Below are 26,082 nucleotides of genomic sequence, written 5' to 3'. Positions count from 1 at the left end.
GCTCACCCCCCGGTGAGCACCACGATCCCGGACGGGGCGTCCAGCAGCGCGACGGTGCGCGCGGCGGCCTCGTCCACCTGGATGCGCGGGTGCGCGGGCGGCTCCGCCTCGTAGTAGGTGCCCGGCCCGTAGAGCTGCCCGTACCGCAGCACCACCCCGCCGATCTCGAGCACCGCGCGCTCGTGCCCGGCGATCACCGCCTCCCGGCCCGCCGGGGTCCAGGCGATGCTCTGCGCCAGGAACCGCGCGGCACCGGCCGCGGCGACCAGGTTGGCGGTGCCCTCGGTGCGCATCCGATCGTTGGCGGCGGCGCCGGCCGGGATGTCGGCGGCGGCGTCCGGCAGGTCGGTGAGCTGGTGCATGACCAGGTCGGGGCGGAACTCGGCGACGGCGGCGGTGAGCGCGGCCGCGTCGTAGACGTCGACCACCACCGGCTCGCCGCCCGCCGCCGCGATCGGCCCGGTGCGCGCGGCCGACCGGGTGGTCCCGGCGACGGTGTGCCCGGCCGCGATCAGCAGCGGTAGCAGCCGGATGCCGAGTACGCCGGTGGCCCCGGCGAGGAAGATGCGCATCGGCCCACCCTAGAACTCCACCGGATCCCGGATGAGCGGGCAGGTCATGCAGTGCCCGCCGCCGCGCCCGCGCCCCAGCTCGGCGCCGACGATGGTGATCACCTCGATGCCCTGGCGGCGCAGCGCGGTATTGGTGTGCGTATTGCGGTCGTAGGCGAAGACCACGCCCGGCTCGACGGCGACCAGATTGTTCCCGCTGTCCCACTGCTGCCGCTCGTTGGCGTAGTAGCCGCCGCCGGTCTCCACCACCCGCAGCGCGGACAGGTTCAGCGCGGCGGCGACCACCTCCAGGAAGGGGCCGGACTCCTCGACCACCTCGATGCCGGGCGCGCGGTCCGCGGGGTACAGCGAGAAGGTGTGCAGCGCGTAGACGACGTCGGGGAAGACCGTCACCAGGTCGCGGTCGGCGAAGGTGAGCACGGTGTCCAGGTGCATGGCGGCGCGCAGCTTCGGCATCCCCGCCACGATCACCCGCCGCGCGGCCCCCGCCTCGAAGAGCGCCTTCGCCACCTGGGTGATGGCCTGCCTGGAGGTGCGCTCGCTCATCCCGATCAGCACCACCCCGTTGCCGACCGGCATGACGTCGCCGCCCTCGAAGGTGGCGAGCCCCCAGTCCCGCTCGGGGTCGCCCCACCAGATCCGGGAGCCGGTGAAGCGCGGGTGGAAGGTATAGAGCAGCTTCATGAGCAGCGTCTCGTCGTGCCGGGCGGGCCAGTACAGTGGGTTCAGCGTGACGCCGCCGTAGATCCAGCAGGTGGTGTCGCGGGTGTAGAGCGTGTTCGGCAGCGGCGGCACCAGGTACTCGCGCACCCCGGTCTGCTCGCGGGCCAGCGCCAGGTAGCCGGAGCGGAACTCGGCGGGCAGGTCGGCGGTGGCGAGCCCGCCGATGAGCTGGGTGGCGAGCGCGCGGTCGTCGAGCGTCTCCAGGTAGCCGCGGGTGTCGTCGACCAGCCCGAGCCCGACCTCGTTCGGCACGATGACCCGGTCCAGGATCCAGCCCCGCGCGCCGTCCAGGGCGAGTGCCTCGGTGAGCAGGTTGTGCAGCTCCAGCACCTCGACCCCGCGATGCCGCAGCTTGGCGGCGAAGTCGAGGTGGTCGCGTTTGGCGTTCTGCACCCAGAGCACGTCGTCGAAGAGCAGGTCGTCGCAGTTCGACGGGGTCAGCCGCTCGTGCGCCAGGCCGGGCGCGCAGAGCAGCACCGAGCGCAGGGTGCCGACCTCCGAGTGCACACCGAATTCCGTCACGGCGTCTCCTTGTCAGATGGTGATGGTTCCGGTCGCCAGCGCCACGATCCCGGCGGCCGCCCCGGCCACCGAGACGGCGAGCAGCACCCACTCGGTGCCGGCGAAGGGCCGCCTGCCCTGCTCGCGCCGGGTCAGGACGAAGAGGATCGAGCCGGGCGCGTAGACCAGGCAGGCGAGCAGCAGGTTGTCCGGGCCCGCCGCGAACACCAGGAACGCGGTGTACAGGGTGGCGAGCACGGCGACGGCGAGGCCGCGGCCCGGCCTGCCGTCGCCGAGCGCGAGTTTCAGGGCGAAGCCGGCGGCCAGCAGGTACGGCACCAGCGAGAGCACGCTGGTGAGTTGCAGGGTGAAGGCGAAGGCGTCCTCGGAGAAGAGCGTCACCACCAGCACCACCTGGATCATGAGCGTGGTGAGCAGCAGCGCCGCCGACGGCACGCCCCTGGAGTTGGCGCGCGCCAGCCACTTCGGCATGTCGTGGTCCTGCGCGGCGATGTAGAGCACCTCGGCGGCGAGCAGCGTCCAGGCCAGGTAGGCGCCGAGCACCGAGACGATCAGCCCGATGCTGATGAACCAGGCGCCCCGGGCCCCGACCACCGACTCCAGCACCGGCGCCATGGACGGCTGCCTCGTCGCGGCGAGCTCGGCGCGCGGCATGATGCCGTAGGCGACCATGGTCACCGAGGCGAAAATGGCCAGCACGCTGAGGAACCCGAGCACCGTGGCGCGGCCGACATCTTCCCGGCGGCGCGCGTAGCGGGAGTAGACGCTGGCGCCCTCGATGCCGAGGAAGACGAAGACGGTGACCAGCATGGTCGAGCGCACCTGCTCGAAGAGCGACTCGCTGTACGCCTCGCCGCCCCAGAAGTTGCCGGCGAAGACCCCGGCGTCGAAGTAGAAGAGCGCGATCACGATGAACACCAGGATCGGCACCAGCTTGGCCACGGTGACGATCCGGTTGATCGCCGCGGCCTCCCTGACCCCGCGCAGCACCATGGTGTGGAACAGCCAGATGAAGACCGACGAGAGCAGCACCGCGGGCACCGTATTGCCCTCGCCGAAGATCGGCAGTACCTGCCCGAGCGTGGACTTGATCAGCACCCAGTAGGTGACATTGCCGACGCAGGTGCTGGCCCAGAAGCCGAAGGCGGCGAAGAAGCCGGGGTACTCGCCGAACCCGGCCTTGGCGTAGGCGTAGATGCCCGCGTCCAGGTCCGGGCGGCGGATGGCGAGCCGCTGGAAGACGAAGGCGAGCATGAGCATTCCGCCGCCCGCGATCGTCCACGCCACCAGCGCGCCGAAACCGCCGGTGGCCTGGCCGAAGTTGCGGGGTAGCGAGAAGACCCCGGCTCCGACCATGGAGCCGACCACCATGGCGGCCAGCGTCGGCAGCGAGAGGGTGCGGGTGGTGCGCTCGTCGGTGTCCATCGGAGTCTTTCGCCGGGCGTGCGATCCGGGACGTGCTTGGCTCGCCCGAACTATACGGGAGCTTTGCTGGAAATTCGCTGATTGTGCGAACCGGCTGACTGCGCGCGCCAGCCCGGCGTGCGGAGGGTGCGCGCCGCGCGCGGGCCTCCGTAGGGTGGCGGTGGTCGGGTGGCAGAAGGGGAGTTGACCTTTGACAGTACGAAATCCGTTCGCCGCGGACGGCAGCTGGCCGGATGTGGTGGTCACCGCGGTGGCGGCGACGACCTCACTGGCCGGCACCGCCGACGAGACCTGGACCCGGCTGCTGGCGGGCGAGTCCGGCATCACCGAGCTGACGCAGCCGTGGCTGGCCGAGCACGAGCTGCCGGTGCGGATCGGCGGTTCGCTGAAGGTGCCGCCGGACACCCAGCTCTCCCGGGTGGAGCTGCGCAGGCTCGCCTACGTGGAGCAGCTGGCGACGGTGCTGGGCAGGCAGGTGTGGGCGGCCGCGGGCAGCCCCGAGGTGGATCGGGACCGGCTGGCGGTGGCCATCGGCACCGGGCAGGGCGGCGGCGACGCCGTGGTCGCCGCGCGGGACGCGCTGGTGCAGCACGGGTATCGGAAGATCTCGCCGCTGGCGGTGCAGATGATGATGCCGAACGGCCCGTCGGCGGTGGTCGGGCTGGAGCTGCAGGCGCGGGCCGGGGTGGTGACGCCGGTCTCGGCCTGCTCGTCCGGGTCGGAGGCGATCGCGAACGCCTGGCAGATGATCGCCATGGGCGATGCCGACATCGTGGTGACCGGCGGCGTCGAGGGCTACATCGACCCGGTGCCGATCGCGGCGTTCTCCATGATGCGGGCCATGAGCACCCGCAACGACGACCCGGCCGCGGCCTCGCGCCCCTTCGACGCCGACCGGGACGGCTTCGTCTTCGGCGAGGCCGGTGCGCTGCTGGTGCTGGAGACCGAGGCGCACGCGCGGGCGCGCGGGGCGACGATCCTGGCCCGGCTGCTCGGCGCCGGCGTCACCTCGGACGGCTTCCACCTGGTCGCCCCCGACCCGGAGGGCGCGGGCGCGGCGCGGGCCATCACCAAGGCGCTGCGCCGGGCCGGGCTGGCCGGTGCCGATATCGGGCACGTGAACGCGCACGCCACCGCCACCCCGATCGGCGACACCGCGGAGGCGTCGGCCATCGCGGCCGCGGTGGGCACGCACCCGGCGGTCTACGCGCCGAAATCGGCGCTCGGCCACTCCATCGGCGCCTCCGGCGCGCTGGAGTCGGTGCTGACCGTGTTCAGCCTGCGCGACGAGATCATCCCGCCCACCCTGAATCTGGAGAACCAGGATCCGGCGGTCCCGCTCGACATCGTCGCGGGCGAACCCCGCCGCGGCCGCTTCGACTACGCAGTCAACAACTCGTTCGGCTTCGGCGGGCACAACACGGCCCTGGTCTTCGGCCGGGTCTGAGCCGGTCGTAGCCCGGGAACGACCGAGGGCCGCCCGCTGAATCCAGCGGGCGGCCCTCGTCGTTTTCGGATCAGGCGTTGAGCTTGGCCTCGATCGCCTCGATGATCTTCGGCCGCAGCTCGGCGGCGGAGATGATGGCGTCGACCGAGCCGACCTGCACCGCGCGCTGGATGCTGTGCACCCCGTCGAACTCGGAGGCCACCGCACCCAGCTTCTCGGCGCGCACCGAGGAGCGGATCTCGTCCAGCTCGGCGGCGAGCGCGGCGCGCTCGGTGCCGGAGAGCGTGCCGAGCTGCTCCTCGCGCTCGCGCACCCGGGAATCGGCGGCGGTGCGCTTGTTCACCTCGTGCGAGAACACCACCGCCGCGGCGGGGGCGCCGCCGAGCACGGAGGCGAAGGAGCCCTCCAGCGCCAGCACCGTCATATTCGGGTTGAGCGTCTTGGAGAACACCACGAACGCGCCGCCGTGGTACCGGGAGATCACGGTGAAGACGATCGGGCCCTCGAAGTTGACGATGGCCCGGCCGATCTCGGCGCCGTACTCCAGCTGCAGCTTGCGCATGGACTCCGGGGAGCCGTCGAAGCCGGACAGGTTGGCCAGCACCACCAGCGGCCGGTTACCGCTGGCCGCGTTGATCGCCCGCGCCGTCTTCTTGGCCGAGCGCGGGAAGAGCGTGCCCGCGGTGTAGGTGTCCGGCCCGTCGGTGGACGGGAAGCCGCGCCGCGGCACCCCGCGTGACTCGATGCCGACCAGGCACACCGGAATACCGCCGAGCCGCGCGTCCTGCACCACCGAGGTGTCGGCGTCGGCCATGCCCGCCCAGCGCTCCAGCACCTCGTGGTCCTGGTCGGCGACGGCCCGCATGACGGTGCGGATGTCGAACGGCTTCTTGCGATCCGGGTTCTTGGCCGCCGAGAAGATCTCGCCGACCGTGCTGAAATCGCTGTCCGCCGCGGTGTGCGGGAAATCGGAGATGTCGCGGTTCACCGGGTCGGTGGTCGGCACGCGGCGCGGCGACTGCTCGCCGGGCGCGATGTAGGTGTGGTCGTAGTGCGCCATCAGCACGTCGCGGGCGGCGGTCAGGTTCGGCGCCCAGTACTGCGCCTGGCCGTTCGGGCCCATCACCCGGTCGTAGCCGCCGATGCCGAAGTTGTCCTCGGCCGAGACGCCGCCGGAGAAGTCCAGCGCCTGCTTGCCGGTGAGCACCATGGCCGAATCCGGCGTCATCACCAGCACACCCTTGGTGTGCATGAGCATGGTGGCCTCGGCGTTCCAGTACGGCTGTGCGCCGACGTTGATGCCGGTGACCACGATATTGATCTCGCCGCCGTCCTGGGTGAACTCGACGATCCGCTTGAGCGCGGCCGCCACCCAGTCCATGTTCTCGGTGCCGGAGTCCATCGAGATCCGGGCGCCGGAGGAGAGCGCGTACCACTCCAGCGGCACCCGCAGCTGCTCGGCCAGGTCCAGCGCCGCGATCACCCGGCGGCACTCCGGCTCGGAGAGCGCGCCCAGCGACTTGATCGGATCGCCGAGCAGCACCACGCGGGTGACGCCGTCCGGATGGTGCTCGGTCTTGGTGGTGACCACGCCCGCCACGATCGCGGCCTTGTTGCGGCCCTTGGGCCGGTCGACCGGGACCAGCGCGTGCGCGGCGTCCAGGTCGTACTCGGCGAAATCGCCGAGCAGCCCGGTGAGCTCGTACGGGTAGACGGTGTTGCGGCTCGCGGCGCGCAGCACCTTCTGCCGGTACTCGTCCAGCGGCTCGACCGCCTCGTCGGTGCGCTCGCCGATGGTCACGGTGGTGCCGGTCGGCTCGAAGCCGATCCGCACCGCGACCTTGACCAGCTCGCCGGTCTTCGGCGACCGGTGCCGCGCGATGACCAGGATCTCCTCCAGCCCGGCGCCCGCGGCGGTGGGCTGGATGCGCTCGACGATGGTGTCGAACTCGGTCCTGGTCAGGTCGACCGGCGGCCAGATGTACATGACGATGCGGTTGGTGTTGAACTTCGCCGCCGAGCGGCGCAGCGCGCGTGCCCTGCGGATCGAGTCCAGGCAGGCGGCCACGGTGTTCTCCGCGGTCGGCAGCGCGAGCAGCCTGCCGTCGTGGTCGCGCAGCGCCGTCAGGTCGCGGACCTGGGTGAAGGCGACCAGCCGCTCGTCGGCCGGGTTCTCCTTGGCCACGCAGCGGAACAGGTACACCTCCTCGTCCGAGGAGGGCTGGCGGGTGAGGTCGAACTTGCGCAGCCTGGTCATCTGCATGCGCTGCGCGATGTAGGGGTGCAGGCCGCGGATGAGCCGTTCCTCGGTCATGCCGGTGGCCGACGGGCGGAACGTGAAGTGGTGGTGCATGACCGCCCCGCCGCTGCCCGCGACGGTGATGGTGACCCGGTGCACCTGGTTCGGCAGCGCCCGCCGGGAGAGCACGTCCTGGAGCACGGCGGCGGTGGCGTCGAAGTCTTCCGGCTGGCCCTCCCAGCTCAGGTAGACGTCGGCCTCGATGGAGGCGGCGCCGCCGGCCAGCTCGGTGAGCCCGGCCAGCGTGGCGTCCAGCGCATCGAACCGCACCGCGGCCGAGACCAGGCTCAGCCCCTTGCGCTCGGCGACCACGAAGGTGCTGCCGCCCGCCTGCTCGGTGCGGACCCCGGTGAGCCCCTTGTTGCCGTAGTAGCGCCTGGTCAGCACCTCGAGCATGACGGTGTTGTCCAGGTCGCCGCGGACCAGCCGCTGCCCGAGCAGCCGGACCAGCGGCTCGGTGCTGCGCACCATCTCGGCGATCCGGTCGGCGCGATCGGCGGCGGCGGGCTCGGCGTCCAGGTGCCGCAGGTGCTTGCGCACCTCGGTGTAGACCTCGGCGCGGTTGCGGCGCAGCAGCGGCTGGCCGTACCAGGAGTAGACCAGCCCGCGGGCCAGGTCGGCGATGGCGGGGAAGCGCACCTGGGTGGCGCCGACCAGCCGCTCCAGCGCCAGCCCGACCGGCTCGCGCAGCGCGCGCTCCGGGGTGGGCTCGGCCAGCCACTCGCGCAGCAGCGCGGTGATCACCTCGACGGTGTCGGCCGGGCGCTGCTGGGCCAGGAAGATGCGGAAGACCGCGGCCTCCAGGTCGGGCGTGCGATCCAGCTCGGTGACGCCGTAGTGGCCGAGCGCCTTGGCCAGCTTGGCCCTGGAGGGCTCGGGCAGCCCGGCGCGCTCGACGTCCAGGCTCTGCATGTAGGTGTGGAAGTACTCGCGGGCGCTGTGCACGTGGCTGTGCCCGCCGCCGTCCTCCTCCCAGGAGCGGTTGTGCCCGAGCTCGGCGATGTCGGCGAAGACCTCGACCAGCTCCACCTCCTCCGAGAGCGGGCGCCGGTTGTCGGCGACCGCGGCGCGGCGGGCGGTGAGGTACTCGGCGAGCACGCGGCGGTCGTCGTGCGGGTCGACGTCGAAGCCGAGCAGCAGGCTGCGCAGATCCTGCAGCCCGCGGGCCACCCGCTCGTGCGGCTGGGCCGGGACCGGCTGCTCCGGCAGGTCCAGCTCGACGGTCTGCTCCGCGGCGACCTCGGCCTCGTCGCCCTCGTCGGCGAGCGGCTCCAGCCGCAGCAGCGGCGCACCGGTCTCGACCTGGGTGCCGACGCTGACCGAGGACTCCTTGAGCCGGGCCCGGAACGGCGCGCGCAGCACCGTCTCCATCTTCATCGACTCCAGCACCAGCACCGGGGCGCCCGCCTCGACCTCGTCGCCGACGGCCAGCGGGGTCGCGACGACCAGCGCGGGCGCGGGGGAGCGGACGATGCCGCCCTCGGCCCGGCTGATCCGGTGCGTCACGCCGTCCACGTCGACCAGGTGCACGGGGCCGTGCGTGCCGGTGGTGAGCCGGTAGCGGGTGCCGTTGACCACGATCTGGCCGGTGTGGTGGTCGAAGCGCTCCAGATCCACGTCGGCGGTGCGCAGGTCGTCACCGGCCTCGACGCCGACCCGGAAGCGGTGCGCGCCGATCCGCGCGACCCGCACCCGGTAGGCGACGCCGCGCAGCTCGAGATCGTGCGGCCGGCCGCTCTGGTGCTGCACCTGCGGGCGCCCGCCCGCGGCGGTGGAGAGCAGCCGGTCGCGCTCGGCCCGCTCCTCCTCCTCGTAGGCGTCGATCGCGGCGGCCGCGACGGCCACCGTGGAGTGCCGGTGCGAGACCAGGCGGCCCTCGGTGCGCACCCGGTCGATCCAGCCGGTGTCGGCGCTGGCGTCGATCACCTCGGGCTGGGCCAGCAAGTCGAGCACGAAGCTCTTGTTGGTGGCGCCGCCCTCGATGACGACGCGGGTCTGCTGCATGGCCCGGCGCAGCCGGCCGAGCGCCTGCTCGCGGTCGCTGCCGTAGGCGATGATCTTGGCGATCATGGAGTCGAAGTCGGCGGGGATGGTGTCGCCCTCGCTGACGCCGGTGTCCACCCGGATGCCCGGCCCCGCGGGCAGGTCGAGCCGGGCGATCCGGCCGGGGGCGGGCGCGAAGTCGCGATCCGGGTCCTCGGCGTTGAGCCGCGCCTCGATGGCGTGGCCGCGCTCGGCGGGCGGGGTGCCCTCCAGCTTCCCGCCGGAGGCCACGTGCAGCTGCGCGCGGACCAGGTCGAAACCGGTGGTGAGCTCGGTGATCGGGTGCTCCACCTGGAGCCGGGTGTTCACCTCCAGGAAGGCGAAGAGCCGCTCGCCCGGGTGGTAGAGGAACTCGACGGTCGCCGCGCCGCGGTACCCGACGCGCACCGCGAGCCGCTCGGCCGAGGACTTGAGCTCGGCGGCCTGCTCGGCCGAGAGCACCGGCGAGGCCGACTCCTCGATGATCTTCTGGTTGCGCCGCTGCACCGAGCAGTCGCGCACGCCGAGCGCCCACGCCGTGCCCTGGCCGTCGGCGATGACCTGCACCTCGACGTGCCTGGCGCCGGTGACGAGCCGCTCCAGGAAGACGACGCCGCTGCCGAAGGCGCGCGCCGCCTCCTGCCTGGTGCGCTCGTAGGCGTCGACCAGCTCGTCGCCGTTGGTGATGACGCGGATGCCGCGGCCGCCGCCACCGGCGGTCGCCTTGAGCATCAGCGGGTAGCCGATCTGCTCGGCGGCGGCGAGCGCGGCGTCGACCGAGTCGACCGCGCCGCGGCTCCACGGCGCCACCGGGACGCCGACCTCCTCGGCGATCAGCTTGGCGCCGATCTTGTCGCCGAGCTGGCGCATGGCATCGGCGTTCGGGCCGATGAAGGTGATGCCGATCTGGTCACACAGCTCGGCGAAGGCGGGATCCTCGGCCACGAAGCCCCAGCCGACCCAGGCGGCATCCGCCCCGGTGGCGCGGAGCGCCTGCTCGAGGACCTTGAGGTCGAGGTAGGGGCGGGCAGCGGCCGGTCCGAGGTCGTAGGCGATATCGGCTTCGCGCACGAACGTCGCGTTCCGGTCGACATCGGTATACAGAGCGACGGTCTCGATGGGTACCGCCGTCTCCGCGGCCAGGTCCCGGACGGCGTGGATGAGGCGCATGGCGGCCTCGCCCCGGTTCACGATGGCGATGCGGCTGAACACTCGACGAATCCTTCCTCTCCTGAGATCGGCACGGTGGGCGAGGGGGACGCGCCTCCCGATTGCGCCCAGTGTGCACCCTACGGTGCCGTAACCCCACCGCGATCTGCGGTTACCCGCGCGTATGTTGTCTTTTCTATCGCCGTGGCGCGGTGTTTCGCAGCGTAAGCGGACCGCGTGGGCGGAAATCTGGCGGCAGGAGCCGTCGTCGTCATCGCCGGTCCTCGGCCCGCCGCGCTCGGTTTCGGCTTGGGCGTGTCGCTGTCCTCGGCCGGCGCGCCTGCGCCGCCTCGCGGACGGGGAGCCGCTTGCTCGTCCCAGGCGATCACCGCGGAAATCGGTCATACTGGGCAGGCGATGTCGATGCGGCTCGCGGGGGTGCCTGATGATCGCCGAAGCCCTGTTCCGTCGTCCGGCCGGGTCGATCCGCCGCCGGGTGCGCAGCGTGCTGCGCCGGCTGTGTTCGATCGACGGCTCGCTCGACCTGGGACGGGGAAGCTGGTAGCGCCATCCACGTGCTGCGCCCGTGGCATTCAGCGTGCGCGGGCTCGCGGCCGAGCTGGGCTCCGAGCCGCTGACGCTCTACCACCCCGTGCCGAGCAAGCCGGCGCTGCTGCAGCCGGCGCTGACCGAGCCTGGCGGCGCCTCGTCGGTGAGCAGCTCGGCGAGCGGCGGGCGGTCCTCGAGCAGCAGCTCGGCGGTCTCGGCGTGCCAGCCGTCGGCGGTGCCGCGGAACTGGATCAACCCCTGCCCGGAGTCCCCGATGCCGAGCCGGGTCACCAGGGTTCCGACGATCTGCCTGCTCATGACGGCGAGTTCGCGGGTGGGGCGGTTGCGGTGCGTGCGGGTGCCGAGCTCGACCTGCGCGATGCCGCCCGCGCCGTGCCTGCGCCAGGTGTCGAGGACGATGCCGATCTCGACGCCGTAGCCGGGCGCGAACGGGATGGTGGTCAGCAGCGCGCGGGTGGCGGCGTACTCGCCGCCGAGCGGCTGCATGAGGTCGGCGAGGTCCGGGACGAGCGCGGTGAGCAGCGGCCGCGCCACCAGCTGGGTGACCCGGCCGCCCTCGTCGCCGGTGCCGTGCAGCGGCCGCCGGTAGCAGCCCTTGACCAGGTGGATGTCGTCCCCGGTGAGCAGGGGGGTCAGCAGCGCGGGCACGAACTCGGGGTCCGGGTCGATCAGGTCGCCGTCGATGAAGACGACGAGGTCGCCGCCGGTGGCCGCGAGCGAGCGCCACAGCACCTCACCCTTGCCCGGCCGTACCGGTACCCCGGGCAGCGCCTCGGCCCTGGCGACCACCCGCGCCCCCGCGGCCCGCGCCCTGGCGGCGGTGGCGTCGGTGGAGCCGGAGTCGAGCACGAGGATGTCGTCCACCAGGGTCCCCGCCAGCGGCCGGATCGAGGCGACCACCCCGGCGACGGTGGCCTCCTCGTTCAGCGCGGGGATCACCACCGACACCGACCGCCCCGCCTTGCGCGCAATCAGCTCCGGGATGGGCAGCGTGCGCCGCGCCCAGGTGCCGCCGAGCCGTGATTCCACCGGGCCGTCACCACCCCGCGTCGAAGTGGTTCGTGGACAGCGTGTTCCAGGCCGCGGCCCAGCCGGCGGCCGGGCGGTCGCAGCGCCAGATGGTGACGCCGGCGGAGAGCCCGGGGAAGCCGAGCGGGCGGTCGGCCGTGGCCACCGCGGTGGCGTCCGGGAAGAGCGCGCGCCACTCGGGCCCCGGTGCTCCGGCGAGCACGTAGAGCACGGTCCCGGCGCTCTCCGGCGGTGCCCCGAACACCGCGTAGCCGCGGTTCGGGCTGTAGATCGCGGGCAGGTCGGTGAGCGCCGCCAACCCGGCCGCCTGCCAGTAGTTCTCGGTGACGATCGCGGTCCCGGCCGGGAGCCGGGCGTAGGCGTCCTCGGTGGCGGCGGTGAGCTCGGCCCAGCCGGTGGTCCCGGTGAACCGCAGCCGGTCCGACATCTCCCGCTGGGTGCGGGCCGGTTCCCGGACGGCGGGCACCGGCAGCGCGAAGAGCAGTACCAGCGTGAGCGCCAGCGAGATCGCGCCGAGCGCGGCGGCGCCGAGCCGGAACAGCGCCCGGCTGTGCACCACCGCCACCGCGCCCACCCCGAACAGCACCGGGAAGAGCCCGGCCAGGTAGTAGGGGCGTCCGCCGGCCAGCGCCACGAAACCGGCGAGCAGCGCGGCAGCCGCCACCAGGAACCGGTAGTCGCGCAGCTCCGGCGTGCGCACCAGCGCCCACAGCCCGGCCAGCCCGAGCGCCGTGCCGAGCGGGCCGGTGAGCGTGACGACGTGCACCGGCAGCTGGACGATCCCACCCGCCACCGCCAGCTGCTCGCCCCGGATCACCGCGCCCATGCCGAGCTGCGGCCAGCCGTGCGCGGCCTGCCAGGCCAGCGCGGGCACGGCGCTGAGCGCGGCGAACCCGCCAGCGACCCACAGCACCGGCCTGCCGAACAGCGCCCGCGGCCCGAAGGCGAGGACCCCGGCCGCCACCGCCGCGAGCAGCACCGGGACCAGCGGCTTCACCTGGTAGGCGAGCGCCGCGGCGAGCACCGCGGCCGCCAGCGCGCCGTCCTGCCCGCTGCGCACCCAGCGCACCAGCAGCCAGAGCAGCAGCCCCGTCAGCAGGGAGTCGAGCGCGAAGGTGGAGAGCGACGCGGACTGGAAGATCAGGAACGGCGCGCCCGCCGCACCGACCGCCGCGAACACCTGGGCCCTGCGGTCGCCGCCGAACTCCCTGGCGCACACCGCCGTCAGCACCACCGTCGCCACGGCGCAGAGGATCGCGGGCAGCCGGAACACCGTGCGGGAGCCGGGGGCGACGGCGTCCATGGCGTAGGCGAGCAGCGGCAGCACCGGCCCCTGGTCGACGTAGCTCGCCGCGGGCCGGTGCCCGGCGGCGAGGAAGTACAACTCGTCGCCGTACCAGTCGTAGCGCCCGGCGCGCAGCAGCAGCAGCGCGAGGGTGCCGAGCGCGATCACCGCCACCCAGCCGGTCGCGAAGGCGGGCAGCGGGTCGCTGCTCCGGTAGCCGGTGATGGGGACGGGGAGCGCGCGGGCCAGCCGCTCGCGCACCGAGGTCTGGTCGATCACGGGGTACTCCGTTCCGGTACTCGCAGCAGCGGCGTCAGCGCGGCGAGCGCCAGCGCGCCCGCCGCCACCGCCCACAGCACCACGGCGTGCGCGCCGAGGAAAGCCTCGCCCGCGGCCAGCCGCGCGGCGCCGTGCAGCGCGCCGTCCACGGCCGGGTCGCCGGTCGCGCAGGTCTGCGGGGCCGGCCGCGGGGTGTCCGAGGTGAGCGCGGTCGTCGCGCAGGAGGTGAAGGCGGACAGCAGGTCACCGCGGCCGGGGAGCCGGTCGGCGAGCGCCGCCGTCGCGTGCGCGGCCGCCGCCGGGGCGCGCTCGCCGATCCCGCCGAAGAAGAGCACCCCGCCGAGCGCGAGCCCGGCCGAGGTGCCGAGCTGCTGCACCGTCGGCAGCACCCCGGACGCCGCCGCGGCGGTGCGCTCGTCCAGCCCGGCCACCGCGCAGGCGGGCAGCGGCGCCGCGAACAGCCCCATCCCGGCCCCGGCCAGGAACACCGGGGCGATCAGCAGCGCCGGATCGATGGCGGCCGCGGCGGGGTGCAGGGTGGCCGCCGCCAGCGCCACCCCCGCGCCGAACAGCAGCAGCCCCGCGGTGAGCGCACGGGAGCCCCAGCGCCGCACCGGGATCGGCGACCCCACCGCGCCGAGCGCGCCGCCCGCGGCGAACGGCAGCATGAGCAGCCCGGTCTCCAGCGCGGAGAGCCCGAGCCCGGTCTGCGCCGTCACCGACACGGTGAACAGGAAGGCGGCGAAGAGCGCGAAGAACCCGGCGGTGAGCGCGGTCCCCGCCGCGAACCCGCGCTCGGCGAAGAGCGCCGTCTCCAGCAGCGGCGCCGGCGCCCGGCGCTGCTGCCGGACGAAGCACCCGAGGACGACCAGCCCACCGGTCATGACCGCGAGCAGCCCCGGCGACCAGTGCCGCTCGTTCCCCAGCACCAGCGGGAACAGCAGCAGGAACAGCCCGGTGGTGGCCAGCAGCACCCCGGCCGGGTCGATCGGGGAGCGCTCGCCGCGCCCCGGCGCCGGCGCGCGCAGCGCGAGCGCGAACCCGAGCGCACCGAGCGGGACATTGATCAGGAAGATCGCCCGCCAGCCGAGCCCGCCCGGGTCGGCGGTGACCAGCGCCCCGCCGAGCAGCGGCCCCGCCATCGCCGCCACCCCCGCCGCCGCGCCGTACAGCGCGAACGCCACGGTCCGGCGCGCGGGCGGGAAGCAGGCGGTGATGATCGCGATGGTCTGCCCCGCCATCCCCGCCGCGGCCACGCCCTGCACCGCCCTGGCGGCGACCAGCTCGGGCGCGTGCCGCGCCAGCCCGCACCACAGCGAGGCGGCCACGAAGGCCGCGACGGCGCCGAGGAAGACCCGGCGGCGGCCGAACACCGCGCCGAGCCGCGCCGCCGTCAGCAGCGTGCAGGCGAAGGCGAGGCTGTACGCCGCCACCACCATGACCTGCGCCGCCCCTGAGGCCGCGAGCTCGTCCGCGAGCGCGGGCAGCGCGGTGTTCACGATGGTGGTGTCCAGCATCTGCATGAACACCGCGAGGACGCAGGCGCCCAGCGCGAGCCAGGCGGCGCGGGGCAGGCCGGTGGCGACCGGCGTGCCGACGGCCCCGGTCACGGCAGCGCGCCCGCCCGCAGGGCGTACTCGCCGTCGGCGGCCACCGCGGTGAAGATCTCGCGCATGGTGGCCAGGTAGCGCTCGACCGCCGCGTGTGCCTGCGGGGTGTCCGGGAAGACCACGCTGAGTTTGCTGACATCCGGGAAGCGGTTCAGCCAGGTGTAGAGCTCGTTCGCGGTGCCGCGGCTGCCCCAGAGCCCGCCGCCGATCAGGTCGAACATCTCGACGCCGGGGATCCGGCGGACGTCGACGTAGGAGAGCATGCGCGCGGTCCACCCGCGCGGGGTGCGGATGCCGTGCTCCGGCCCGGCCAGCTCGATCGCGCGGTGCACCGAGGTGTCGACCAGCTCCTTGCCGCCGTCGTAGGCGGCCTGGGCGAGCGGCACCAGCGAGGTGAAGGTGGCGTCGTCCGCGATCGGGAAGACCACCGGCACCAGGTTCGAGTACCACCCTATCGACCCCGCCTCGCCCGCCGTGCCCCGGGTATTGACCGGCGTGAGCCCGAAGTGCCAGTCGCCGCCGCCCGCCGCGGCCTCGGCCAGCGCGGCGGCCGCGAAGAGCCCGCCGGTGAAGCGGCCGCCCGCGGCCCGGCACACCTCCTCGAAGCGCAGCGCGCCCGCCTCGTCGATCAGCACCTCGGTGCGCTGGTGCCCCTGCACCTGCGCACCCGCGCCGACGCCGAGGTCGGCGGGGTAGCCGGGGACCCGGCCGCCATTGCGCCGCAGCAGCTCCAGCCAGCGCCGGATGGGCGGCGATGCCGGGGTGAGCGCGGCATTGTGCGCCTGCTCGCGCGCGCAGTACGCGATGTGGCCGTCGACCGGCCCTGGTGGCGCCGCGCCGCCGGAGGCCACGTCGCCGAAGAGCGCGATCAGGTCGACGCAGGAGAGCGCCTGCCCGACCCCGTCGGTGTGCAGGTGATCCACCACCGCGTAGACGGTGTAGCTGTCCTCGTGCTCGATCAGCCCGAAACCGAAGCAATCCCACTCCAGCACACTGGGAACCGCGTCCTCGACGTGTGCCCGGATTGCACCGGAATCTCGGAACGAGCGCTGGATCGCGGGCGCCAGCGCGATATCCTCGGGATCGATCGCGCGGCGCGTGAAGGAGCCGTCCGGGCCGGGGACGAACCAGCTGCGAAATGTGTCGTGGCGGCGCAGGAATCGGGTGAAGGTCGTTTCCCACACGGAATGGTCCGGTGCGCCGGGCAGGGTGAAAGCGATCATGCACAATCGCGATCCGCGCAGCCCGGAGTGCGCGTTTCGTGCCGCGATGCGCAGGTATTCCTGCTGCTGGTGCGAGGGTGGGACCGGATGCGGCGGCGCCGCATTCACCGCCGCGAGGGTGTGCGGCGTCGCCGCCCAACAGGTCAGCAGCCCCGGCTCGGGTTTCCATTCCTCGATGAATCCGAAATCGACCACGGGTGTCCTCCCCTTTCATGCCGCGCAGAATTACGGCAATCGGTCCGAACTCGTTCGAGTGAACATCACGAAACGGTAGAGATCGATCGCCCGGCGAAGATCTTGTGACCGATACCAGAGATGTCTGAATCGATTTGCCGCGCATCCCAAGAACCGCGAAAACCGCTGTCGCGCGCAGCGAATCGGCCCTACCGTCACGGTGTCCCCGCTGTTTCCCGGCCCGGAGGTGTCCCGTGCTCGATCGTGGCCGCGCCCTGCTGCGCACCGGCTGTCTCGCGCTGCCGCTGCTGGCCACCGCCGCGCTCGCCGCCCCCGCTCCGGCCGAGCCCGCGGCGCCGCCGCCCGCGGCCGCCGAGGCCGCGACCCGGCTGCTGAGCGTCGCTCCCGGGCTCGGCCGGGCCCAGCGGGTCACGGTGTACTCCGCCGCCATGCGCGCGGACATGGGGCTCACCGTCTACCCGGCCCGCGACCCCGACGCCCCCGCCCCGGTGCTCTACCTGCTCAACGGCGCCGCGGGCGGCATCGACGGCAGCAGCTGGACCGACCGCACCGACCTGGCCGGCTTCTTCGCCGGCGAGCAGGTGACGGTGGTGGTGCCGGACGGCGGCGAGGGCAGCTACTTCACCGACTGGCGGGTCGACGACCCCGCGCTCGGCAGGCAGCGCTGGACCACGTTCCTCACCGCCGAGCTGCCCGCGATCGTCGACGCGGAGTTCGACGGCACCGGCGCCGACGCCGTCGCCGGCATCTCCATGGCGGCCGCCTCGGTCTTCCAGCTCGCCGTCGCCGCGCCGGGCCGGTACCGGGCCATCGGCTCCTACAGCGGCTGCGCCCGCACCTCCGACCCGGTGGGCCAGGCCATGGTCGCCGCCGTCGTCGCGCGCTGGCGGGGCAATCCGGCCAATATGTGGGGGCCCTTCACCGACCCCGCCTGGGCCGCCAACGACGCCTACCTGCAGGCCGAGAAGCTGCGCGGGGTCGCGCTCTACGTCAGCGCGGGCAGCGGCGCCCCCGGCCGCTTCGACACCGTCGAGGAGCTCGACGGCAACCCGGGCAAGCTCGCGGACCAGATCACCCTCGGCGGCGCGCTGGAGGCCATCACCGCGCGCTGCACGCGCCAGCTCCAGGATCGCCTGCGCCAGCTGGACATCCCCGCCACCTTCGACTTCCGCCCCACCGGCACGCACTCCTGGAAGTACTGGGAGCAGGACCTGCACAACTCGTGGCCGCTGTTCCGCGCGGCGCTGAACCGCTGAGCCGCCGTTGTGACGGTTACCAGTGCGAGCGCCGGTGTTTCGGCGCCCGTCCCAAACCCGCGCGCACCGGCTTGCCGGACCCGGAGCAGACGCTCTAGCGTTCGCCCCCACAACTGTTCGGTGCTGCACGGGAGGTGCCTCGTGGCCGGTCCCGGTGCGCGGAGAGCGCGGCTCTCCGGCGGGTTCGCCCTTCCGTTGCTGATCGCCGCCGCGCTGGCCCCGCCGGTCTCCGCCGCGCCCGCATTCGCGCCCGCGCCGGACGGCCCCGGCGTCGTCGAGGCCGGGTCGCGGCTGGTGGCGACGAATCGGACGGCGAGCCGGGCGCTGGCGGTCAGCGTGTACTCGGCGGCCATGCGCGCGGAGATCGCGCTCACCGTGCTCCCGGCGCGTGATCCCGCCGCGCCCGCGCCGGTGCTCTACCTGCTGAACGGCTCCAGCGGCGGCGACCTGGGCAGCAGCTGGCTCGAACAGACCGACGTCCTCGACTTCCTGGCCGGCGAGCAGGTCACGGTGGTGATCCCGAACGGCGGCGCGGGCAGCTACTACGCCGACTGGCGCGCCGACGACCCGCTGCTCGGCAGGCAGCGCTGGACCACCTTCCTCACCCGCGAGCTGCCGCCCCTCGTGGACGCCGCCTTCCACGGCACCGGCGCGAACGCCGTCGCCGGGATCTCCATGGCCGCCACCTCGGCGCTGCAGCTCGCGGTGGCGCGGCCGGGGCTGTACCGGGCGGTGGGCTCCTACAGCGGCTGCGTGCGGATCTCGGACCCGCGCGGGCAGGCGGCGGTGGCCGCGGTGGTCGGGCGCTGGGGCGGCGACCCGGCGAACATGTGGGGCCCCTTCACCGACCCGGCCTGGACCGCCAACGACGCCTACCTGCACGCCGACGCGCTGCGCGGCACCCTGCTCTACATCACCACCGGCACCGGCCTGCCCGGCCCGCTCGACACCGTCGACCCGGCCCGCGACACCCCCGCCGAGCTGCTGGACCGGATCACGGTGGGCGGCATGCTGGAGGCGGTCACCGTCGAGTGCACGCACCAGCTCCGGGATCGCCTGGCGGAGCTGGAGATCCCCGCGACCTTCGACTTCCGCCCCGCGGGCACCCACTCCTGGGCCTACTGGGAGGCGGATCTGCACAACTCCTGGCCGCTCTTCCGGGACGCGCTCGCCCGCTGACGGCGACGCGCGTGCCCGCGCTCCCGCTACCGGTCAGCCGAGCCGGTCGAGCAGTGCCCGCGGCCCCGCCGTCCGCGCCCCCACCGCCTCGACCCGCCGCCGCAGCTCCCGATCGGCCGTCACCACGGTGACATCGGTGCCCGCCGCGGCCACCTCGACGATGGTGTCGTCGCCGGAGCCGGGCGCGGCCACCAGCCGCACCCCGGCGTACTCGGTGCCGTCGAGCGCGGCCCTCGCGGCGCCCTCGAGCACGACCACCACCTCCTCCGGCAGCGCGGCGGCGGCGAGTTCGGCGAGCAGCCTGCGCGCGGCGCCCGCCCGGTCCCGCCACCAGCCGTCGGCCCGTGCCCCGACCACGTTCGCGGCATCGACGACGATCATGCGGCCACCCTACGAGCCGGGTTTCCGCCGCACCGGCCCGGGCATCCGGGCCACATGACTGCCGACGAGGTGACCCCCGACCAGCTGCGCGCCCTGCTCACCGCCGACGAGTCCGCCGCGCTCGTCCTGACCGGCGGCCGGGTCACCCAGGTGACCGGCTGGACCGACGACTCCCAGGACGGGCTGCTCGTCGTCGACCGCGCCGACCTGCACGCCCGGCTCGGCGCCGACCCGGACCACACCGCGCTCGCCGACGCCGCCGCGGCGCTCACCGAGGAAGTGCGGTTGCGCGGCGCATGAGCACCATCGGGAACGACTGGGAGATCGAGGGCATGCCCGGCGAACAGGGCGTGCTCGACGACGGCGTGCTCCGGCTCGGCCCCGGCGGCCGGATCGCCCGGACCGCCGCCGTCCGGCCCGGCGCCACCTACACCCTGACCTTCGACATCGGCACCGAGGAGCCGGCCGCCGCGGCCACGGTCTCGGTGCACGGCGACGGCGAGATCCTCGCGACCGAGGTCTTCGCCACCGGCACGCACGCGCTCGGCTTCACCGCGCCCGGTGCCGAGGTCACGATCCGGGTGCTCGGCGACGGCGGCCGGGTCGTCGTCGGCGACGTGGCGCTGCACCCCGCCTGACCAGCACCCCCCGCGCGGTGAAACGCGCGGGGGGCGCGGGCCATATTCCTCCGACTGCCGCCCGCTCCGGAGGAGAAGCCCATGCCGCACTACCTGCTCGCCAGCGTCCCCATCCACGGCCACGTGACGCCGCTGCTCGCGATCGCCGCCGACCTCGCCGGGCGCGGCGACCGGGTGACCTTCCTGGCCGGTCGCCGCTTCGCTGGCGCGGTCACCGCGACCGGCGCCGAGTTCCTCCCGCTGCCCGCCGACGCCGACTACGACGACCGGCTGCTGGCCGAGCGCAAGCCCGGCCCCGGTGGCATCGCCGGGCTGCGTGCGGACATCACCGGCACCTTCCTGCGGCCCGCCCGCGCCCAGTACGACGCACTGCACGTCCACGCGGTGGCGAGCTCGACCCCGCCGGACGTGGTGATCGCCGACCCGACCTTCATCGGCGCCGCGCTGCTGGCCGGGCACGATCGCGAGCAACGGCCGCCGGTCGTCTCCGCGGGGGTGGTGCCGCTGACCCTCTCCTCCCCGGCGGTCGCGCCGTTCGGGCTGGCCAGGGCGCCGCTGCGCGGCCCGCTGAACCGGCCGCGCAACGCCGTGCTGCACGCCCTCGTCCGCCGGGTGCTGTTCGCGCCGGTGCAGGCCGAGCTGGACGCCCTGTTCCGCGCGGTGCACGGCCGCCCGGCCGGCGCCTTCCTCTTCGACCTGCAGGGCACCCTCGACGCCGTGGTGCAGCTCTCGGCGCCCGGCTTCGAGTACCCGCGCCCGGACGCCGGGGTGCCGATCCGCTTCGCGGGCCCGATCATTCCGGCCTCCGCGGGTGGTGAGCTGCCGCCGTGGTGGGACGAGCTCGGCACCGGCCGCCCGGTCGTGCTGGTCACCCAGGGCACCATCGCCAACACCGACCCCACGGAGCTGATCCGCCCCACCATCGACGCGCTGGCGGACGAGGACGCGCTGGTCGTCGTCACCACCGGCGGGCGGCCGATCGCCGAGCTGGGCGCGCTGCCCGGCAATGTCCGCGCCGCGCAGTACCTTCCGTACGATCTGCTCTTCCCCCGGCTCGCCGTCTTCGTCACCAACGGTGGTTACGGCGGCGTGCAGTACGCGCTCGCGCACGGCGTCCCGCTGGTGGTGGCGGGCGCGACCGAGGACAAGCCGGAGGTCGCCGCCCGGGTCGCCTGGTCCGGCACCGGCATCGACCTGCGCACCGGGCGGCCCGCCCCCGCCGCGCTGCGGCGCGCGGTCCGGTCGGTACTCGGCGAGCCGCGCTACCGGAGCGCCGCCGCCCGGCTGGCGGGGGAGATCGCGGCCGCGCGCGGCGTCGACGAGCTGGTGGAGGTGGTCGACGCGCTGCGCCGCGGCGAGCGGCTGCCGATCGGCTGAATCAGGCCGAGAGCCGGAGGACCGCGGCGGCGGTGAGCGTCGGCAGCGCCGCGCGCGGGCCGATGGCGGTGTCGCGCACGAAGGTCCGCACCAGGTTCACGTAGAGCAGGGTGCGGTCCAGGGGAGTGGCGGCGGTGGCCGCGCAGAGGTCGGCGAGGTTGCGTTCGGTCTGCGCGAGCAGGGTCGCGGCCGACCGGGAGCGCTCGTCGCCGGCGGTGGCGGCCGGGTGCGGCGCGCCGTCGCTGAGCCGGGTGAGCGCGGCGGCGGCGAAGACGGCCAGCGATTCGGTCTCCGGCGCGGTGGCGAACCGCTCGGTGAGCTGCATGAACCGGGTGACCCGGTCGGTGCGCGGCATGGCGGCCGCCACCGCGGCCAGGCAGGAGTTCAGGCTCGCCTCGGCCTGCGCGCACTCCTGATCGGCGCGGGCGAGCGCCGCGGTCTCGATCGGTCCTCGCATTGGAGGAGAATATCATTCTCCTCGGGTCAGAGCGCGGCCGTCATCCGGTCGAGATCGGTGAGCAGGGCGCGCAGCCGCCCGGCCGGGACGGTGGCGATCATGCGCGCCTCCACCGCGTAGACGGCGGTGCGCGCGGCGTGCAGCCGCCGCTGCCCGGCCGCGGTGAGGTGGATCGGCAGCGAGCGCCCGTGGTCGGCGGCGGCCGGGCGGGTGATCAGCCCGGCCTCCTGCAGCCCGCGCAGCACCACCGCCGAGGACTGGCGGGTGACGAAGGTGCCGCGGGCCAGCGCGGCCCCCGAGATGCCCGGCTGCTCGTCGAGTAGCTCCAGGCAGGAGTACTGCGGGGTGGTGAGGTCGTGCTCGCGCAGCGCCCGGTCCATGGCCGCGCGCAGCGCCGCGGCGGCGCGTTTGAGCCGGTAGCCCACGTGTTCGGTGACGTCGGCGGCGGGGTGCGGCGGGGCCGCCTTCTGCTCGGGCATGTCAGTAGTTTGACATACCCGGACGCCCGCGCCTACCGTCGGTAATGTCAAAGTCCTGACATAGAACGGAGTACGACATGACTGTGACCGGCCCCGATTTCCTCGCCCTTCAGGTGCGCGACGTCGACGCCGCCGCCGAGTTCTTCGAGCGGCACCTCGGCCTCACCCGGGCCCCCGCGGGCCCGCCCGGCGCCGTGGTCTTCAGCACCGCGCCGATCCCGTTCGCGGTCCGCGCGCCGCTGCCCGGCACCGATCTGGACGCCGGCCGCGCCGGGCTCGGCGTCGCGCTCTGGTTCGGCACCGACGACGCCGACGCGCTGCACGAACGGCTCGCGGGGGCCGGGATTCCGATCGCCGGCCCGCCGCGGGACAGCCCCTTCGGCCGCACCTTCACCTTCACCGGACCGGAGGGTTACCTCCTCACGGCCCACGACGGCTGACCGGATGGTTGTATGGGGTGATGCGAACCCGCTTCCACGAGGACCTCGAACAGCTCGCCGTGCTGCTCGAGCAGATGTGCCTGCGGGACAGGGACGCCATCGCCATGGCGACCGACGCCCTGCTGAACGCCGATATCGAGCAGGCCGAGCGGGCGATCGACCTCTGTGCCCGGGTGGCGGGCATGGGCGAGGAGTGCGAGGAGTCCGCGGTCATGCTGCTGGCGCTGCAGGCGCCGGTCGCCTCGGAGCTGCGCCGGGTGGTGACCGCGCTGCAGCTCTCCGGCAACCTCGCCCGGATGGGCGGGCTCTGCGCGCACCTCGCCGAGCTGGTGCGCCGCCGCCACCCCGACCCGGTGATCCCGGATTCGCTGCGCGACATCGTGGCCCGGATGGGTGCGGCCGCGGTGCAGATGGCGGGCGACGCCGCCCGGGTGCTCGCCACCGGTGACGCCGAGGGCGCGGCCGGGCTGGACGCCGAGGACGACGTCATGGATGGGCTGCACCGCGACCTGCTCAACGCCGTGCTCGGCCCCGAGTTCTACGACGGGGCGCCGACCGCGGTGGATCTGGCGCTGCTCGGCCGCTACTACGAGCGCTTCGCCGACCACACCGTCGAGGTCGGCCGCCGCACCGTCTTCATGACCACCGGCGCGGTGCTGCCGGAGTAGGCCGCGGGCTCAGCGCAGATCGGCCACATCGAGCCCGAGCATGTCCAGCAGCGCGCTGCACTCGGCGGCATCGCGGGAGTACTCGGCCACCGTCTTGGCCGCGAGCGCGGCCCGCTGCTCGTCGGCCGCCTTCTCGGCGGCGCGCACGTGCGCGAAGGTCCTGGCTTCGTCGTGGGCGGTCGCGGTGGTGTGGGGCGCGGGCAATGCTGCTCCTCGATTCGTCCCGGCGGGAACCCGGGTGCCGTCACCCGAAGCCGGAAACGGCGGGCGCCGCCCCGGGGACCGGGAACGGCTTCGCCGATCGACCTGACGCTACCCCGTCCGCGCCCCCTTCCGCCCGGCTACCGGTGAATGCCCACGTGGGGCGGTTACCTCGGGGTGCCGACGGACGAGAGGGAGACACCGGTGGACACGGACGACAGCGGGAACCGGCGCCGGACGCGCTACCCCGCGACGGCGTGATGCGCGTGCGCGATGAGCGCCGAGCGCAGCGTCCAGGCGCCGTCGACGGTGGTCAGGTCGTAGCCGGTGAGCCGGGTGATCCGTTTGATCCGCATATCCAGGGTGTTGGGGTGGATGCGCAGCTCGCGGGCGGTGCGGCGGCGGCGCAGCTCGTTGCGCATGTGCGCGCGCAGCGTGGTCAGCAGGTCCGGCTGCTCCTCGAGCGGGCGCAGCACGGCGGCCAGGCGGTCGCGGGCCGGGCCGGGCAGCGTCAGCTGGTACTCCAGCGCCATGTCCTCGAAGAGGTAGAGCCCGCTCGGGTAGCGCAGCGCGGTGAGCGTGCCGAGCAGCTGCCGCACCCGCTGCGCGGCGGCCGGGATGCGCGGCACCGGCGCCGATTCCACCGTCGCGAGCAGCGTCACCCCGGCGGCCTCGGCCAGCTCCGCGACCAGGGCGCGCAGCTCGCCGCTGCCGTGCCGATCCGCCGGGAGCAGCACGATGCCGCCGGTGTCGTCGAGCAGCGCGAGCACGTCCTCGCCGCAGCGGGCGGTGAGCACCGTCCGCACCCGGCGCAGCCGCTGCCCGGGCTCACCGTCGCCGTCGAGGTCGGCGGCGATCGCGAGCACCAGGTAGCGCGGGGCGATCCGGATGCCGTGCGCGGCCGCCGGAACGGCGTCCAGATTGCCCGCGAGCAGCGCCGAGGTCAGGGCGCGCACGGCGTGCCGCCGCTCGTCGATCAGGATGCGGAGCTCGCGCAGGTAGCCGGTGGCGACGGTGGTGATCATGAGGTCGAGCACCTCGACCACCCGGCGCAGCCGCCCCGCCAGCTCCGGTTCGCCCCGGTCCGCCGCGAGATCGAAGGCGGCGGTGACCGATTCGTGGATGGCGTGCTGGATGGTGTCGAGCGGCAGCTCGTCGCGGGCGCCGTGCACCGCGAGCAGCTCCAGCCGCGCGACGGCGCCCGGCTCGTCGTGGCCGTCGAGCAGCGCGCTGGCGCACTCGGCGCAGGTGCGCGCGAGCGTGCTGTTACCGGCGATTCGAAGTGCGGTCATGTCCGTAGCTGCCCGATCGGTCCTCAGCAGAGCCGGTCCGGCTCCGCTCGACGCGTAATAAGTTACTGAACATTCTTCATTCTGCCTAGGGGGCGTGGCGGCGCGGATGATCTTCGGGGCGGCGGTCGGTTAGGCTCGCCGCACTGCTTTCCCAACCGGGCGGAAGGAGCCGGGCCCGCATGTCGCCGCCGCTCGTCCCGCTGCGCTCGCTGCTGCTGGTCGGCGCGGGCGGGCTCGCGGGTGCCGCGCTGCGCCACCGGCTCGGGGTCTGGTTCCCGCACCGGGCGGGCGGCTGGCCCGGCGCCACCTTCGTGGTCAATGTCACCGGCGCGTTCCTGCTCGGGCTGCTGCTGGAGGCGCTGGTGCGCATGGGGCCGGACACCGGGTGGCGGCAGCGCGTGCGGCTCACCATCGGCACCGGGTTCCTCGGCGCCTTCACCACCTACAGCGCGCTCGCCGTCGACACCGACCTGCTGCTCCGCGCCGGCCATCCGGGGATCGCCGCCGCCTACGCGCTCGGGACCGTGCTGGCCGGCGGGGTCGCCACCACCGCCGGGATCGCGCTCGGCGCGCTGCTGCACCGCCGGACCGCGCCGTGACCGCGCTCTGGGTCGCGCTGGCGGGCAGCGCCGGGGCCATGGCCCGCTACACCGTCGACGCCGCGATCAAACGCCGCTGGACGCCGCAGTTCCCGGTGGCCACGCTCGTCGTCAATGTCACCGGCTCGCTGCTGCTCGGCCTCCTCACCGGCCTGGTGCTGTATCGGCACGCCACCCCGCAGCTCCAGCTGGTGCTCGGCGTCGGCTTCTGCGGCGGCTACACCACCTTCAGCACCGCGAGCTTCGAGACCGTCCGGCTCATCCAGGAGCAGCGCTACCGCGCGGCCTTCGGCTACGCCCTCGGCGGCCTCGCCGTCACCCTGCTCGCCGCCACCGCAGGTCTCGCCGTGACCGCGCACTGGGGTCGCGCGGTATGACCGTGCTGCGCTCGATCCTGCTCTTCGCCGTGGCCGCGCTGGCCGAGATCGGCGGGGCCTGGCTGGTCTGGCAGGGGGTGCGCGAGCACCGCGGCTGGATCTGGATCGGGGCGGGGGTGCTCGCGCTCGGGCTCTACGGCTTCGTCGCCACGCTGCAGCCGGACGCCGAGTTCGGCCGCATCCTGGCCGCCTACGGCGGGGTCTTCGTGGCGGGCTCGCTGGTGTGGGCGATGGCGCTGGACGGCTTCCGCCCGGACCGCTGGGACGTCACCGGCGCGCTGCTCTGCCTCGCCGGGGTGGCGGTGCTCATGTACGCCCCCCGCGATTGATCGGCAACGTTCGGGGTAACGCCGGAATCGAACACACGTTCTGACGAGTGGGAGGAGCC

Annotated in this window: 24 protein-coding genes; 11 read left to right on the top strand and 13 right to left on the bottom strand. The window is 74.0% G+C overall.

Annotated features, from left to right (window positions below; translation table 11 throughout):
* Nucleotides 1-2: 2 nt before the first annotated feature.
* The 3 genes from AB0H71_RS06780 to AB0H71_RS06770 are packed head-to-tail and all read right to left on the bottom strand — an operon-like array spanning nt 3 to nt 3,242.
* Nucleotides 3-572, bottom strand: a complete 570-nt coding sequence (locus AB0H71_RS06780) for an NAD-dependent epimerase/dehydratase family protein (protein WP_357015653.1) — start codon at nt 570-572, stop codon at nt 3-5.
* Between the two features lie 9 nt (nt 573-581).
* Nucleotides 582-1,817: an arginine deiminase gene (locus tag AB0H71_RS06775; RefSeq protein ID WP_357015650.1), complete on the bottom strand. Its 1,236-nt coding sequence runs from the start codon at nt 1,815-1,817 to the stop codon at nt 582-584.
* A gap of 12 nt (nt 1,818-1,829) precedes the next feature.
* A complete protein-coding gene (locus tag AB0H71_RS06770; RefSeq protein WP_357015647.1) occupies nt 1,830-3,242 on the bottom strand; it encodes a basic amino acid/polyamine antiporter in 1,413 nt (470 codons plus the stop codon).
* A gap of 190 nt (nt 3,243-3,432) precedes the next feature.
* On the opposite strand from AB0H71_RS06770, the gene AB0H71_RS06765 reads away from it, so the two are divergent.
* Nucleotides 3,433-4,689, top strand: coding sequence for a KasA/KasB family beta-ketoacyl-ACP synthase (locus AB0H71_RS06765; protein WP_357015645.1), 1,257 nt, complete (start codon nt 3,433-3,435; stop codon nt 4,687-4,689).
* Nucleotides 4,690-4,759: 70 nt separating this feature from the next.
* Here the strand turns inward: AB0H71_RS06765 and AB0H71_RS06760 are convergent, their stop codons facing one another.
* The 5 genes from AB0H71_RS06760 to AB0H71_RS06740 all read right to left on the bottom strand — a co-directional run bounded on the left by AB0H71_RS06760 (nt 4,760) and on the right by AB0H71_RS06740 (nt 16,350).
* Entirely contained in the window at nt 4,760-10,222 is a 5,463-nt protein-coding gene (locus AB0H71_RS06760; RefSeq protein WP_357015642.1) for a carboxyl transferase domain-containing protein, read from the bottom strand.
* Nucleotides 10,223-10,801: 579 nt separating this feature from the next.
* Nucleotides 10,802-11,758 carry a glucosyl-3-phosphoglycerate synthase gene (locus AB0H71_RS06755; RefSeq protein WP_357015639.1) on the bottom strand — a complete coding sequence of 319 codons (957 nt, stop codon included), beginning with the start codon at nt 11,756-11,758 and terminating at the stop codon, nt 10,802-10,804.
* Between the two features lie 7 nt (nt 11,759-11,765).
* Complete coding sequence (locus AB0H71_RS06750) at nt 11,766-13,322, bottom strand: glycosyltransferase family 39 protein (protein WP_357015636.1); 1,557 nt, start codon at nt 13,320-13,322, stop codon at nt 11,766-11,768.
* Nucleotides 13,319-14,932: an MFS transporter gene (locus tag AB0H71_RS06745; RefSeq protein WP_357015633.1), complete on the bottom strand. Its 1,614-nt coding sequence runs from the start codon at nt 14,930-14,932 to the stop codon at nt 13,319-13,321. The genes AB0H71_RS06750 and AB0H71_RS06745 overlap by 4 nt, the downstream gene beginning before the upstream one ends.
* Entirely contained in the window at nt 14,929-16,350 is a 1,422-nt protein-coding gene (locus tag AB0H71_RS06740) for a condensation domain-containing protein (protein WP_357015630.1), read from the bottom strand. Before AB0H71_RS06740 ends, AB0H71_RS06745 begins: the two co-directional genes overlap by 4 nt.
* Before the next feature lie 233 nt (nt 16,351-16,583).
* On the opposite strand from AB0H71_RS06740, the gene AB0H71_RS06735 reads away from it, so the two are divergent.
* Nucleotides 16,584-17,606, top strand: a complete 1,023-nt coding sequence (locus AB0H71_RS06735) for an alpha/beta hydrolase family protein (RefSeq protein WP_357015627.1) — start codon at nt 16,584-16,586, stop codon at nt 17,604-17,606.
* A 141-nt stretch (nt 17,607-17,747) separates the two neighbouring features.
* On the top strand, nt 17,748-18,785 hold the full coding sequence (locus AB0H71_RS06730) for an alpha/beta hydrolase family protein (RefSeq protein ID WP_357015625.1): 1,038 nt from the start codon (nt 17,748-17,750) through the stop codon (nt 18,783-18,785).
* A 33-nt stretch (nt 18,786-18,818) separates the two neighbouring features.
* On the opposite strand, the gene AB0H71_RS06725 is transcribed toward AB0H71_RS06730, so the two are convergent.
* The gene (locus AB0H71_RS06725) at nt 18,819-19,166 is read right to left on the bottom strand and encodes a hypothetical protein (RefSeq protein WP_357015622.1); all 348 of its coding nucleotides are present in this window, start codon (nt 19,164-19,166) and stop codon (nt 18,819-18,821) included.
* A gap of 54 nt (nt 19,167-19,220) precedes the next feature.
* Between AB0H71_RS06725 and AB0H71_RS06720 the strand changes: the two genes are divergently transcribed.
* The 3 genes from AB0H71_RS06720 (at nt 19,221) to AB0H71_RS06710 (ending at nt 21,181) form a co-directional block, all read left to right on the top strand.
* Nucleotides 19,221-19,466 carry a hypothetical protein gene (locus AB0H71_RS06720; RefSeq protein ID WP_357015619.1) on the top strand — a complete coding sequence of 82 codons (246 nt, stop codon included), beginning with the start codon at nt 19,221-19,223 and terminating at the stop codon, nt 19,464-19,466.
* The gene (locus AB0H71_RS06715; RefSeq protein WP_357015616.1) at nt 19,463-19,804 is read left to right on the top strand and encodes a hypothetical protein; all 342 of its coding nucleotides are present in this window, start codon (nt 19,463-19,465) and stop codon (nt 19,802-19,804) included. The genes AB0H71_RS06720 and AB0H71_RS06715 overlap by 4 nt, the downstream gene beginning before the upstream one ends.
* Before the next feature lie 81 nt (nt 19,805-19,885).
* Nucleotides 19,886-21,181: a glycosyltransferase gene (locus AB0H71_RS06710; RefSeq protein WP_357015613.1), complete on the top strand. Its 1,296-nt coding sequence runs from the start codon at nt 19,886-19,888 to the stop codon at nt 21,179-21,181.
* Nucleotide 21,182: 1 nt separating this feature from the next.
* On the opposite strand, the gene AB0H71_RS06705 is transcribed toward AB0H71_RS06710, so the two are convergent.
* Both AB0H71_RS06705 and AB0H71_RS06700 read right to left on the bottom strand, forming a co-directional pair.
* The gene (locus tag AB0H71_RS06705) at nt 21,183-21,638 is read right to left on the bottom strand and encodes a hypothetical protein (protein WP_357015610.1); all 456 of its coding nucleotides are present in this window, start codon (nt 21,636-21,638) and stop codon (nt 21,183-21,185) included.
* A 26-nt stretch (nt 21,639-21,664) separates the two neighbouring features.
* Nucleotides 21,665-22,117, bottom strand: coding sequence for a MarR family transcriptional regulator (locus AB0H71_RS06700; protein WP_357015607.1), 453 nt, complete (start codon nt 22,115-22,117; stop codon nt 21,665-21,667).
* 77 nt (nt 22,118-22,194) lie between these two features.
* Here AB0H71_RS06700 and AB0H71_RS06695 point away from each other — a divergent pair, with 77 nt between their 5' ends.
* On the top strand, nt 22,195-22,557 hold the full coding sequence (locus AB0H71_RS06695) for a VOC family protein (RefSeq protein ID WP_357015605.1): 363 nt from the start codon (nt 22,195-22,197) through the stop codon (nt 22,555-22,557).
* A gap of 20 nt (nt 22,558-22,577) precedes the next feature.
* Nucleotides 22,578-23,225 (top strand): PhoU domain-containing protein, encoded by a 648-nt coding sequence (locus AB0H71_RS06690; RefSeq protein ID WP_357015602.1) that lies wholly within the window; start codon nt 22,578-22,580, stop codon nt 23,223-23,225.
* Between the two features lie 9 nt (nt 23,226-23,234).
* Here the strand turns inward: AB0H71_RS06690 and AB0H71_RS06685 are convergent, their stop codons facing one another.
* Both AB0H71_RS06685 and AB0H71_RS06680 read right to left on the bottom strand, forming a co-directional pair.
* Nucleotides 23,235-23,429, bottom strand: a complete 195-nt coding sequence (locus tag AB0H71_RS06685) for a hypothetical protein (protein WP_357015599.1) — start codon at nt 23,427-23,429, stop codon at nt 23,235-23,237.
* A 239-nt stretch (nt 23,430-23,668) separates the two neighbouring features.
* Nucleotides 23,669-24,718, bottom strand: a complete 1,050-nt coding sequence (locus AB0H71_RS06680; protein WP_357015596.1) for a helix-turn-helix domain-containing protein — start codon at nt 24,716-24,718, stop codon at nt 23,669-23,671.
* 179 nt (nt 24,719-24,897) lie between these two features.
* Between AB0H71_RS06680 and AB0H71_RS06675 the strand changes: the two genes are divergently transcribed.
* Genes AB0H71_RS06675 through AB0H71_RS06665 form a run of 3 tightly spaced genes read left to right on the top strand, consistent with a single transcriptional unit; the run spans nt 24,898 to nt 26,023 of the window.
* On the top strand, nt 24,898-25,317 hold the full coding sequence (locus tag AB0H71_RS06675; RefSeq protein WP_357015593.1) for a CrcB family protein: 420 nt from the start codon (nt 24,898-24,900) through the stop codon (nt 25,315-25,317).
* Nucleotides 25,314-25,694: a fluoride efflux transporter CrcB gene (crcB, locus tag AB0H71_RS06670; protein ID WP_357015591.1), complete on the top strand. Its 381-nt coding sequence runs from the start codon at nt 25,314-25,316 to the stop codon at nt 25,692-25,694. Before AB0H71_RS06675 ends, crcB begins: the two co-directional genes overlap by 4 nt.
* Nucleotides 25,691-26,023 (top strand): YnfA family protein, encoded by a 333-nt coding sequence (locus AB0H71_RS06665; protein WP_357015588.1) that lies wholly within the window; start codon nt 25,691-25,693, stop codon nt 26,021-26,023. Before crcB ends, AB0H71_RS06665 begins: the two co-directional genes overlap by 4 nt.
* Nucleotides 26,024-26,082 lie beyond the last annotated feature (59 nt).

Origin of the sequence: Nocardia sp. NPDC050697, from assembly GCF_040654395.1 — a bacterium.
Taxonomy (GTDB): Bacteria; Actinomycetota; Actinomycetes; order Mycobacteriales; family Mycobacteriaceae; genus Nocardia.
The sequence above is the reverse complement of the archived record's forward strand: the minus strand, read 5'-3'. Positions and strand labels throughout refer to the sequence as shown.